Genomic DNA, 11,489 nt, shown 5'->3' with positions numbered 1-11,489 from the left:
CGTCAACGCGATGGTGTACACCGCGACCGTCCCGGTCGGGCCCGCGTTGGTGAGGCCCAGGTTGAGCAGCAGCGACACCTGCCACGCCGCCACGCCGATGCCCCCCGCCACGGCCGCCGCCCGCACCCGCCGCGACAGCTGTGACCCGAAGCGCACCGACGGACGCCACCGAAAACGGATGCGGCGCAAGGGAATCAGCAGGCACCCCGTCATGGCCACGGTCGCCGCCGTGGTCCCGATCGACAGCACCAGCCACCCCGCGGCGTCCAGGCCGCCGACCGTCGAGCCGCGCCACACCGCGCCGTACCAGGCGTACGCCCCGATCACGGCGAGGCTGGACAGCAACGGCGCCAACGCGGGCCACGCGAACGCGCGATGCGCGTGCAGCACCCCCGTCAAGACCACGCCGACGCCGTACAGCGGCAGCTGCGGCGCGAACACCCGGATCATCGCCGCCCCCAACGCGACCCGCTCGGCGTCCCCCGAACCGTCCAGAAGCGACATGATCGGGTGGGCGAACGCCGCCACCAGCGCCGCCGCCGGAACCAGGATCAGCAGCGCCCAGGTCAACAGGCCCGAAGCGGCCCGCTCGGCCAGGACCGGCCGCCGCCGCGCCAGCGGCCCCGCCACCAACGGAACCACCACACTCGACAGCGCGCCGCCCGCCACGATCTCGTAGAGGATGTTCGGCACCCGGCCGGCGGTGTTGTACACGTCCAGCACCCCGCCGATGCCCACCGCCCACGTCAACACCAGCACCCGCGCGAAGCCCACCGCGCGCGACACCGCGGTGATCCCGCCGATCACCACCGCCCCGGCGCCGATCCCGCCCCGCCGCTCCCCGGCGACGGGGCCGCGCATCGCGCTCACGGCCCGCGAAGACAGTGGGTCGGGGCGGTCATTGCCGGGGCCTCGCGCCGTATTCGTCGATGGTGCGCAGGACGGGGGTCTCGGCGATCACCTGGGTGAAGCTGATCTTCTCGCTGGCCACGGTGAGGGCCGCGACCACGGCGAGGATCGCCGCGCGGGTGACCGGGGCGCTGCGGGCCGCCAGGGAGAGCCCGACGAGGGCGCCCAGGGCGTTGGCTCCGCAGTCGCCGAGCATGGTCTCCTCGGCGAGGTCCTCCGGCAGCAGGGCGCCCGCGGCGCCAAGAGTGCCCGCGGCGATGCCGCCCGCGGAGTCGGAGCGTGCGCTCAGGGGCCCGCTGACGGCGCTGACCACCTTGAGGGCGCGGCCCGCGCGCAGATCGAACAGGTTGACGAGGTTGGCCGTGCCCGCGATGACGCCCGCGCCCAGCGCGATGTTGACCGCCCGAGACGCCTTGGAGCGCGGGCGTTTGGCGGGGCGGGCGGAGTCGATCAGGATCGCCGCGGCCAGGCCCGACAGGCCGATGCCCACGGCCTTGACGGCGCCGCCGGTGACCCTGCCCGACATCAGGGCGCCCAGGTGGCCCCGCAGGCCCTTGGGCTCCGTCACGGGGGCGGTGGCGTCGACCAGGTCGTCGTAGAGGCCGACCGCGCCCGAGCCGAGGCCCGCCGTCAGCGCAGCGGCGGCGTGGGCGGGGGTCCGCGTGCCGACGGCCGCGGCCACCGAGCCCGCCACCGCGGCGGCCGGGCCCGCCTTCAGGCTCACCGTGCCGCCCCGATAGTTGGAGCGGCTCAGCCTGGGGGCCAGGCGGGAGCGGTCGATGGCCGCCGAGACCGCGCGTGCGCCGAAGGCGCCGGTTCCGGTGGCCAGGCCACGGCGCGCGTAATCGAACAGGGTTCCCATATGTGCTCCGAACTGGTGGGGGTCAAGGGGTTTCGGGCACCGCCGCTGTGGTGCCGGGGCCGGTGCCGTAGTGGCCGACGTGGCCGTGCACCCGCGCGTCCAGCGCCAGCACGGTGGCCAGCTGGCCCTCGGGGTCCATAATATTGTCGATAGTGGATATCTTCGCGGCGCGGTGCTTGTCGCGCACCACCTCGGCCACGGGCGCGGCGCTCACGGGCCCCGGCGAGGCCAGCACCACCGGCGCGGTCCGGGCGAACTGCTCGGCGCACGTCAGCACCGTGGCGTTGTGGCCCTTCGATTGTCCCGCACCGGTCACGATCACCACCGCCGTCACCTTGTCGCGCGAGAACGGCTTGTCCACGTTCGCCATGTCGAGCTCGTCCAGCGCCGAGGTCAGCTTGTCGCGGTCGGTCGCCGACACGCCGCTTTTGGCCATGATGGACGCCGCCAGCAGCGCCGACACCGTCTCCACGCCGTCGTTGTCGTTCGGCGGCTCGAATCCCTTCGGGATCAGCTTCGCCGCCAGGTCCAGCAGCTCGTTGCTGGAGTTCGGGGAGGTGAACTCCTTGGCCAGGGTGAGCTGCCCGTCCTTGGTCGCCTGGGAGCGGTCCAGCATCCGCGCCACCCCGCGCACCTGCGACGGTTTCGCCCCGTCCACGGCCAGCACCGCCACCCGCTGACCGCGCAGGGTGTCGCGCAGCGCGGCGCCGGCCACCTGCGCGGTGAACTCGCGGTGCTTGGAATCCTTCGACTCCAGGTGATCCACCTTGTCGCGCAGCGCCGCGTTGTCGTGCCGCATCGACGTCAACCCGTCCGACAGGCCGGACGCCGAACCGCCGGTCACCACGGTGCCCAGCACCACCCCGACCGCGATCGCCAGGAACACCGCGGACAGCGCCGCCAGGTGGTATCGCACGTTGATCACGAGAAAAGCCTTTGCACGTGGTCGATCAGGCCGTCCCACCAATCGGCGAGCACCTGCAGAAACGACATTCCCACCGTGGTGACGCCGACGGCCACCGCCATGGCGGTGATCGCCGACAGCGCCAACAGCACCGTGCCCGACATCGGGGCGCTGTTGCGGTACAGGCGGCTGACGCCCTTGGCGTCGACGAGCTTGCCGCCGACCCGCAGCCGGGTCAGGAACGTCGAGGCCATCCCCGCGCGTCCCTTGTCGAGGAACTCCACGAGAGTGGCGTGGGTGCCGACGGCCACGATCATGCTGGCGCCTTTCTCGTCGGCCATCAGCATCGCGATGTCCTCGCTGGTGGCCGCGGCCGGGAACACCTTGGCGGCCACGCCGAGCCGCTCCACCCGGGCCAGCCCGGGCGCGCGGCCGTCGGTGTAGGCGTGCACCACCACCTCGGCGCCGCTGGTCAGCACCGCGTCCGACGCCGAATCCATGTCGCCGACGATCAGGTCCGGGGTGTATCCGGCCTCCACCAGGGCATCGGCGCCACCGTCCACACCCACCAGTACCGGACGGAACTCCCGAATGTACGGGCGCAGCACCTCCAGGTCGGCCTTGTAGTCGTAGCCGCGCACCACGATGAGGCAGTGCCGGTCGGCGAAGTCGGTGTCGACATCGGGAATCCCGACGCCGTCGAACAGCAGGTCGCGTTCGCGCTGGAGGTACTCCATGGTGTTGGCGGCGAACGCCTCCAGCTGCACCTCGAGCCCCTCGCGGGCGTCGGCCATGGCGATCTCGACGGCCTCGGCGTCCAGGCGCCGGCCGCGCGCCACCTCGGCGACGCCGTTGTACACCACGCCCCCGTCGACGCGCAGCTTGGCGCCGTCGCGCACGGCGTCGAAGATGTCCTCGCCGACGTCGTCGATCACGGGGATGCCCGCGTCCACCAGCACCTGCGGGCCGAGATTCGGGTAACGGCCCGAAATGGACGGTTTGGCGTTGATCACCGCGCCCACGCGCGCCGCCACCAGGGAATCCGCGGCGACCCGGTCAATGTCGACATGGTGGATCACCGCGATGTCGCCGGGTTCGACGCGCGAGGCGAGCCGCTTGGTGCGCCGATCCACGCGCGCGGTACCGGACACCACGTCCGACGTGGCCTCCCGTTCCCCCCGCCGTTGCGAACGGCGCAATGTAGGTAGACGCATCCTCAACATCTTGGCATCCTGTCCACAAGAAACTCGGTCACGGCGCGCCACAAATTATCAGCCGTGCACCTCGAGCCCCTCGGGCGCGATGCCGCCGACTATGACCGCGACCGTTTGCCGCGCGCGGCGACCGCGAGCAGTTCCTCGGCGTGCGCGATGCCCAGGTGGCTGTCCGGCATTCCCGCCAGCATCCTCGCCAGTTCCCGTGCCCGGTCGGCGTCCTCCACGACGCGCACCCCCGACACGGTGATGGCGCCGCCGGTGTCCTTACTGACCACCAGGTGGGAGTCGGCGAACGCGGCCACCTGCGCCAGGTGGGTCACCACCAGCACCTGGTGGCTGCGGGCCAGCGCCGCCAGCCGGCGTCCGATCTCGACGGCCGCCTCGCCGCCGACGCCCGCGTCGACCTCGTCGAACACCAGGACCGGGGGCCCGCCCGCGCCGGCGAACACCGCCTCGATGGCCAGCATCACCCGCGACAGCTCGCCGCCGGAGGCGCCGCGCTGCAGGGGCGAAGCGGGCGCTCCGGGGTGGGCCCGGAGGCGAAGCTCCACATTGTCCACGCCGTCGGGTCCGGCGCCGCACTCGACGCCGTCGATCGTCAGGGTCTGCAGGCCCTTGGCGGGCGTGCGGGCCTCCACCACCGCGTCCACCCGGGCGTGCGGCATCGCCAGGCCGGACAGCTCCACGGTGACGGCATCGCCGAAGCGGCCCGCCGCGGACCTGCGCGACTTGGTGACCGCGGCGGCCAGCTCGGCGGTCTCGGCGGCCAGCCGGTCGCGCTCGGCCTCCATGGCCTCCAGCGCCTCGTCGGAGACGTCCAGGGCCGCCAGCTTCGCCCGGGCCTCCTCGGCCCAGGCCAGCACGCCGTCGATGTCCTCGGCGTACTTGCGCGTCAACGCCTTCAGCGCCGCGCGGCGTTCGAAGATCTCGGCGAGCCGCCCCGGATCCGCGTCGAGGCTTTCCATATAGGACGACAGTTCGCCGGACACGTCGTCGATGGCGGCCACCGCCGCCTCCAGCCGCGCCGCCAGCTCCCCCAGCGCCGGGTCGGTGTCGGCCTGCCCCGACAGCGACCGGTACGCGCCGCCGACCAGTCCGCTGGCGTCGGCGCCGTCGCCGGTGTCGTCCCCGGTTCCGGTCAGGGCGGCGTGCGCCTCGGCGGCGGCGATCCGCAGCGCCTCGGCGTGTTCCAGCCGCCGCGCCTCGTCGGCCAGCACCGCGTCCTCGCCGGGTTGCGGCGCCACCTGGTCGATCTCGGCCAGGCCGAGGCGCAGCACGTCCGCCTCGCGGGCGCGCTCGCGCGCGTGGGAGCGGCGCTCGGCCAGGTCGGCGGCGACGGTGACCCAGCGCTCGAAGGTCTCGCGGTAGGACGTCAACGCCTTGTCGTGGGAGTCGCCGGCGTAGCGGTCCAGCGCGCCGCGCTGCTCGCCGGGCTGCAGCAGCCGCATCTGGTCGGACTGCCCGTGAATCGACAGCACCTGGGCGCCGATGTCCGCCAGGACGCCCACCGGGGCGGAGCGGCCGCCCACGTAGGCGCGGGAGCGACCCTCGATGTTCAGGGTGCGGCTCAACAGCAGCTCGTCGCCGTCCAGTTCGGCGCCGCAGTCGGCCACCCGTTGCCGCAGCGCCTTGTCGTCGGCGCTCAGCACCAAGCGACCCTCCACTGTGGCTTTCTTTTCGGTGGGGCGGACCCTGCCGGCGTCGGCGCGGCCGCCGAACAGCAGCCCCAGGCCCGCCACCACCATGGTCTTGCCGGCCCCGGTCTCGCCGGTGATCACGGTGAGCCCGTCCGAAAGGGGCAGCGTCGCGTCCTCGATGACACCAAGTCCGGTAATTCGAAGCTCGTCCAGCACACCACAGACCCTAATAGCCCCAACCGACATACGCCCAGTCCGCTCGTCACAAACGATGACCCCGCCAGCCGTCCACCGGCAGCGACAGCTTGGCCACCAGGCGATCGGTGAAGGGACGGTCGGTCAGACGCACCAGCCGCACCGGCCGGTCGCCGCGCCGCACCGTGATCGTGGCACCCGGAGGCAGCTCGATGCTGCGGCGCCCGTCGCTGGTCAGCACCGCCGGCGGGGCGTCCGGTTCGATGGTGACGGTGATGGTCGACGTCGGCGCCACCACCAGGGGACGGTGGAACAGCGCGTGCGGGCTCAGCGGCACCAGAAGCAGCGCCTCGACCTGCGGCCACACCACCGGGCCGCCGGCGGACATGGCGTGGGCGGTGGAGCCCGACGGCGTCGCGAAGACCACGCCGTCGCAGCCGTAACGCGACAGGCGGCGCCCGTCGATCTCGATGAGGACCTCCAGCATCCGCGCCGGGCGTCCCTTCTCGACGGTGGTCTCGTTGAGCGCCCAGTCGCGCCCCAGCTCGGCGCCGTCGTGTTCGACGATCGCCTCGACGGTGAGCCGCTCCTCGACGGCGTAGTCGCCGCGGGCCAGTCGCGTCACCGCGTGCTCCACATCGGAGATCTCGGCCTCGGCGAGGAAGCCGACCTGCCCCAGGTTGATGCCCAGCAGCGGCGCGCCCATCGGGCGGGCGAGTTCGGCGGCGCGCAGGAAGGTGCCGTCCCCGCCGAGGGCGAGCACCAGCTCCACCTCCCCGGACTCGCACGCGGTGTCGGTGCTCGACAATCCGTCCAGCCCGAGCTCCGCGGCCTCCTCCGGCACGGCGTACACCTCGAAACCCGCGCACCGCATGCAATCCACGATCGCCTTGGCGCGCACCGCGATGTCGCGGCGTCCGGTGTGGGTGACGAGCAAAGCCCGGCGAACAGTCACGTCGCATCCCTCGATTCGTCCGAAGCGACGCGGGCCGACATCACGACGTCGCGCACCTCGTCGTCAAGCATCGCCTCGCCATCCCGGCGCAGCACGCAGAAGAACTCCACATTGCCCGAAGGCCCCGGCAGCTTACTGGGCGCCACCGACACCGCCCGCCAGCCGAGGCGGTTCGCGGCGTCGATCACCTCGGCGACCGCCTCGGCGCGCAGCACCGGATCGCGCACCACCCCGCCCGAGCCGACCTTGTCGCGGCCCACCTCGAACTGCGGCTTCACCATGGGGACCAAGTCGCCGCTGGTGCACGCGGTCAGGGCGGGCAACACCAGCCGCAGCGAGATGAACGACAGGTCCGCCACGGTCAACTCGGCCGGGCCGCCGATGTCGTCGGGACCCAGGTGGCGGATGTTGGTGCGGTCGTGGACCGTCACGCGGTCGTCGGTACGCAGCGACCAGGCCAGCTGGCCGTAGCCGACATCGACGGCGACGACCTCCTTGGCGCCGTCGCGCAGCAGCACGTCCGTGAAACCTCCGGTGGACGCCCCGGCGTCCAGGCAACGCCGCCCGGACGCGCCGACACCGACGGCGGCGAAATCATCGAGCGCGCCGCGCAGCTTGTGGGCGCCGCGCGACACGTAGTCGTCGCTGTCGCCGACGAGCAGCACCGGGTCGGCGGGGTCGACCCCGGCGGCGGGCTTGGAGGCGACGAAGCCCCGAACCTTGACGCGCCCCGCCGCGATCAGCTCGGCGGCGTGGGCCCGCGACCGGGCCAGGCCCCGCCGCACCAGTTCGGCGTCCAGGCGCCTACGCGCCGCCACGTCTCACGCCTCGTCGACGGCCGACAGCGTGTCGGCCAGCACCTGTTGGGTGGACTCGAAGACCTCCACGTGCTCCGCGGTCGCCAGCCGGGGCAGCTCGTCCAGCCGCGCCACGGCGTCGGACACCCGGGTCCGCGCGCCGGCCACGTCGGGTCCGGCGTCGGCGGCGTCGTCGGTGACGAACTGGCTCACTTGTCGTCCCGCGCCGTGGCCTTCTTGGCCGACTTCTTCACGACCTTCTTGGCCGCGGTCTTCTTCGCGGTGGTCTTCCTCGCCGCCGTCTTCTTCGCGGCCGTCTTCCTGGCCGCGGGCTTGTCCTCGGCGGGGGCCCGCTGTCCGCGGGCCTCCTTCAGCTCGCGCTCCAGCTGCCGCACCCGCGCGGTCAGCTCGGCGACCTCCTCGCTGGTGGCCAGCCCGACCTTGCCCAGCGCGCGGTCCAGCTCGAACCGCACCAGCTTGACGACGTTCTCACGGTTGGCGAGGCTCGTGCTCAACAGCTCCTCGGCCATGCCCTGGAGGTTTTCGACCTTCGCCCCGCTCTGCTCCGCCAGGGACTTGATCACCTGTGCGGCCCTCTTGCGGGACGCCTCGGTCAGCCCCAGCGCCAACTCCAGGTAGTCGCGCCACGCTTCCTGCATTGTCTCCAGCCTCCATACGGATTGGTTCTGCCGATTACGCTACCTGTTGGCCGCCTTGATACCCATCGGGTACCGTCCCTTGCGGTGGTTTGCCCTACGACTGTGGAGAACGATAATGGCGACGGCCGAAGAATGCCGCAACGCGCTCGAAAAACTCGCCGCCCAAATCGCGGAGAATGCCGAGCAGGTCAAGAGCAAGATGAACTTCGAGCGGACGCTGGCCTGCGACGTCACCGACCTCGGCGTGTCCTTCTGCGGCAAGTTCAGCGGTGGCACCCTGATCGACATCGTCGAGGGCGGTAACCCGAACGCCGAGATCCGCATGACCGTGGGCAGCGACGACCTGGTGTCGCTCATCAACGGGGATCTGGACTTCGGGCCGGCCTTCGCGTCCGGCCGGGTGAAATTGAAGGCCAGCATCATGGATCTGTTGAAGCTCAAATCCATGCTGTAGGACCGACCGTCACCACTCCAGGTCGGACAGTGCCCGCGCGGCCTGGTCTCCTCGGCCCGCGATCGACTCGGCTGGCCTTTCGAAACGCCAGCACGCCTCGGCGATGGCGCGCAGCGCGTCCAAGGGCGTTCCGTCGCCCGACAGGGTGAGCCGCTCGCCGTCGACGCTCACCGACCACTCCCGGCACCGGACGCGACGGTCGTCGCCGGTCACCTCGGGGTGCGTCTCGTTGATTCCCGCCGCCGTCCACGCCACGTAGCGCGGTCGCCCGCGCGGCGGGAGCGCGGGAAGATCCCTGGGACGCGTGGTTCCGCTCAACACCAACACGCTCGGCATGTCGGCCGCCCGCGCCGCCTCGATGTCGGTGTCCCACCGGTCGCCCACCATGATCGGCGCCGCGTACGGGTGGGCCGCCGCCGCCCGCTCCAGCAGCACCGGTGACGGCTTGCCCGCGACCGCGTCGGGCGCTCGCCCCACCGCCGTCGCCACCGCCGCCACCATGGTGCCGTTGCCAGGCAGGACACCGTGAGCCGAGGGCATCGTGGCGTCGGTGTTGGTCGCCAGCCACCACGCCCCGCCGCGCACGGCGATCGTCGCGTCGGCCAGCTGCCGCCACCCCACGGTCGGGCCGTAGCCCTGCACCACGGCCGCGGGTTTCGCACCGTCCCGCCCGTCGATCGGGCGCAGGCCCACCGCGCTGACCTCAGCGGCCAGCGCCTCCGAACCCACGACCAGCACCCCGTCCCCGGGCGCGCACCGCTGCTCCAACAGCCGCGCCGCCGCCTGTGCCGAGGTGCACACCTCGTCGGCGGCGGCGGGCACGCCGCGGGCGGTCAACAGTTCAGCCACCTCGGCGGCGCGCCGCGAGGCGTTGTTCGTCACGAACATCGGCGCGGCCCCGGCCTCCCGCAGCTCCCGCAAGGCCTCGGGCACGCCAGGAATCGGCTCGCCCTGGAGATACACCACGCCGTCGAGATCCAGCAGCACCACCCCGTGCCGACGCGCCAGCGGCTCCCCACTGGCCCACAGCCACCCGTCCTCGGCCCCAACGGGGCGATCAGACGACGTCACCAACGACCTCCAGCGCTCGTAGACTCACGGACTCCCTCGACACACGGGTGCCGCCCGGCCGGCCTCCCCATCGGGGAGGGGACGGCCGGGCGGCACCGCGGATATCAGTCGCCGTCGCCGTCGGGATCGACCTCGTCGGGCTCGGCCAGCCAGGCCACGCCGTCCAGCTCGAGCAGGCGCTCGCCCACGCCCAACGGGTCCTGGTCGTCGGCGCGCAGCACGGTCTCGAACCATTCCCGGGCCTCGCCCACACGGTCCTCCGCCGCCAGGGCATCGGCGTACGCGAAGCGCAGACGGTGCACCCACGGCTCGTCCGCCGTCGACTTCAACTCGGGGACCTGAAGCATCGCCACGCTGGCGGCGCCCTGGCCCATGTCGCGGCGGGCCCCCGCCGCGACGATCAGCAACTCGATGCGGACCTCGTCGGCGACCTGGGTGCCGTCCAGCTCCCGGTAGGCGTCGACGGCCCGCTCGGGACGGCCCAGGGCACGCTCGGCGTCGGCGATCAGCGCGATGTGGTCGCGGGTGCCCGTGAGGCGCTGGGCCGTGCGCAGCTCGCTGATCGCGGCCTGCCACTGGCCCGCCTGGTAGGCGACGATCCCCACGGCCTCGCGGACCACGGCCACGCGCGACGCCAGGCGCCGCGCCACCAGCGCGTGTGCGAGCGCGACCTGCGGGTCCACGTCGACCAGGCGACCCGCCATCACCAACCGCCGACCGACGCTGTCCGCCAGCCCCTTGGGCAGCGACCGCAGCCCCGCCCGCGTGTCGCGGTCGAGGTCGCGGTACTCGACGTCCTCGTCGATCGGGAGCTCGGCGGCCTCCGACTCGGCATCGGCCCGCCGCCGATCCGCCTCCTCGGCGGCGTCCCGCTCGTCGTCGGCGTCATCGTCGTCCGACCGCGGCTCACGGCGCGCGTCATCGGCATCGACGGCGGGCTTCGAAGAATCTCCCGCCTCGCCGTCGGCCCCGGAATCGACCACCGTCGACGCCTCGGCGCCGGGCTCGTCAACCGAGCTCTCGACGGCGTCGGCGACGCCAGATCCGTCCGTGGAGTCCACAACGGATTCATCCACCGTGCTGGGCGCGGCGGCGGTGTCGGCGTCGACCTCGACGACGGTCGCGGAGCCGTCGGCCAGGGTCGCGGCCTCGGCCACCTCGTCGGCACCCGTCGGCTTTTCGGCAGACTCCTGTCCCCCAAGCAGTTCGTCGGTCTCGGCGACGGCGTCGTCCCATTCGTTCTTGTCGCGGAAGTCCTTGCCGCGCGACCCGTAACGGTCGTCGCGGTCACGGAAACCGCCGTGCCCCCGATCCCGTTGGTCACGGAAGCCCCCGCGATCGCCACGGTCATCGCGGCGATCCCTGAAACCCCCACGGTCGCGGTCGTCGCGCCTGTCCTTGAAGCCGCCGCGGTCCCGGTCATCGCGCGGACGGAAGCCACCCCCGCGGTCATCCCGCCGAGGTCCACCACGGAACCCGCCGCCGCGATCGTCGCGGCCACGGTCATCGCGACGGTCCCTGAACCCGCCACGGTCACGGTCGTCTCGCGGACGGAACCCGCCGCCGCGATCATCGCGGCCACGGTCATCCCGCCGATCACGGAAACCCCCGCGATCCCGATCGTCACGCGGGCGGAAACCGCCACCACGGTCATCGCGGCGATCCTTGAAGCCGCCACGGTCACGATCGTCGCGCGGGCGGAAACCGCCGCCACGGTCATCGCGACGATCCTTGAAGCCGCCACGATCCCGGTCATCGCGCGGACGGAAGCCACCCCCGCGGTCATCCCGCCGAGGTCCGCTCTTGAACCCGCCACCGCGATCATCGCG

General features: G+C 72.5%; 12 protein-coding genes and 1 pseudogene. 2 read left to right on the top strand and 11 right to left on the bottom strand.

Annotation, left to right across the window (positions count from 1 at the left end; translation table 11 throughout):
- The 9 genes from murJ to VE172_RS04925 form a co-directional block, all read right to left on the bottom strand.
- Window positions 1–861: murein biosynthesis integral membrane protein MurJ (gene murJ, locus VE172_RS04965; RefSeq protein ID WP_324798021.1), on the bottom strand; the 861-nt coding region annotated here is incomplete at its 3' end.
- A gap of 37 nt (window positions 862–898) precedes the next feature.
- Window positions 899–1,771: a hypothetical protein gene (locus VE172_RS04960; protein WP_324798018.1), complete on the bottom strand. Its 873-nt coding sequence runs from the start codon at window positions 1,769–1,771 to the stop codon at window positions 899–901.
- A 22-nt stretch (window positions 1,772–1,793) separates the two neighbouring features.
- Window positions 1,794–2,696 (bottom strand): copper transporter, encoded by a 903-nt coding sequence (locus VE172_RS04955; protein WP_324798015.1) that lies wholly within the window; start codon window positions 2,694–2,696, stop codon window positions 1,794–1,796.
- Window positions 2,693–3,889 carry a putative cytokinetic ring protein SteA gene (steA, locus tag VE172_RS04950; RefSeq protein ID WP_349258261.1) on the bottom strand — a complete coding sequence of 399 codons (1,197 nt, stop codon included), beginning with the start codon at window positions 3,887–3,889 and terminating at the stop codon, window positions 2,693–2,695. Before steA ends, VE172_RS04955 begins: the two co-directional genes overlap by 4 nt.
- Before the next feature lie 98 nt (window positions 3,890–3,987).
- Window positions 3,988–5,745 carry a DNA repair protein RecN gene (recN, locus tag VE172_RS04945; RefSeq protein WP_324798009.1) on the bottom strand — a complete coding sequence of 586 codons (1,758 nt, stop codon included), beginning with the start codon at window positions 5,743–5,745 and terminating at the stop codon, window positions 3,988–3,990.
- Between the two features lie 46 nt (window positions 5,746–5,791).
- Window positions 5,792–6,679 (bottom strand): NAD kinase, encoded by an 888-nt coding sequence (locus tag VE172_RS04940; protein ID WP_324798006.1) that lies wholly within the window; start codon window positions 6,677–6,679, stop codon window positions 5,792–5,794.
- Complete coding sequence (locus VE172_RS04935) at window positions 6,676–7,497, bottom strand: TlyA family RNA methyltransferase (RefSeq protein WP_324798003.1); 822 nt, start codon at window positions 7,495–7,497, stop codon at window positions 6,676–6,678. Before VE172_RS04935 ends, VE172_RS04940 begins: the two co-directional genes overlap by 4 nt.
- Window positions 7,498–7,500: 3 nt before the next feature.
- Window positions 7,501–7,689 (bottom strand): hypothetical protein, encoded by a 189-nt coding sequence (locus VE172_RS04930; RefSeq protein WP_324798000.1) that lies wholly within the window; start codon window positions 7,687–7,689, stop codon window positions 7,501–7,503.
- Window positions 7,686–8,135 (bottom strand): phasin family protein, encoded by a 450-nt coding sequence (locus VE172_RS04925; RefSeq protein WP_324797998.1) that lies wholly within the window; start codon window positions 8,133–8,135, stop codon window positions 7,686–7,688. Before VE172_RS04925 ends, VE172_RS04930 begins: the two co-directional genes overlap by 4 nt.
- Window positions 8,136–8,250: 115 nt before the next feature.
- Between VE172_RS04925 and VE172_RS04920 the strand changes: the two genes are divergently transcribed.
- A complete protein-coding gene (locus VE172_RS04920) occupies window positions 8,251–8,589 on the top strand; it encodes an SCP2 sterol-binding domain-containing protein (RefSeq protein WP_324797995.1) in 339 nt (112 codons plus the stop codon).
- Between the two features lie 9 nt (window positions 8,590–8,598).
- On the opposite strand, the gene VE172_RS04915 is transcribed toward VE172_RS04920, so the two are convergent.
- On the bottom strand, window positions 8,599–9,660 hold the full coding sequence (locus VE172_RS04915; RefSeq protein WP_324797993.1) for an HAD-IIA family hydrolase: 1,062 nt from the start codon (window positions 9,658–9,660) through the stop codon (window positions 8,599–8,601).
- 104 nt (window positions 9,661–9,764) lie between these two features.
- Window positions 9,765–10,817 (bottom strand): hypothetical protein, encoded by a 1,053-nt coding sequence (locus tag VE172_RS04910; RefSeq protein WP_324797991.1) that lies wholly within the window; start codon window positions 10,815–10,817, stop codon window positions 9,765–9,767.
- Between the two features lie 144 nt (window positions 10,818–10,961).
- Between VE172_RS04910 and VE172_RS04905 the strand changes: the two are divergent.
- Window positions 10,962–11,489: pseudogene (locus VE172_RS04905) on the top strand (hypothetical protein); the annotation flags it as partial.

This window comes from Stackebrandtia sp. (assembly GCF_035643755.1).
GTDB lineage: Bacteria > Actinomycetota > Actinomycetes > Mycobacteriales > Micromonosporaceae > Stackebrandtia.
The sequence above is the reverse complement of the archived record's forward strand: the minus strand, read 5'-3'. Positions and strand labels throughout refer to the sequence as shown.

What these genes read in the sequence shown, in the direction of transcription:
- VE172_RS04960 (WP_324798018.1), bottom strand. Translation starts at nt 1,771, where the DNA reads ATGGGAACCCTGTTCGATTACGCGCGCCGTGGCCTGGCCACCGGAACC.
- steA (WP_349258261.1), bottom strand. Translation starts at nt 3,889, where the DNA reads ATGCGTCTACCTACATTGCGCCGTTCGCAACGGCGGGGGGAACGGGAG.
- VE172_RS04925 (WP_324797998.1), bottom strand. Translation starts at nt 8,135, where the DNA reads ATGCAGGAAGCGTGGCGCGACTACCTGGAGTTGGCGCTGGGGCTGACC.
- VE172_RS04920 (WP_324797995.1), top strand. Translation starts at nt 8,251, where the DNA reads ATGGCGACGGCCGAAGAATGCCGCAACGCGCTCGAAAAACTCGCCGCC.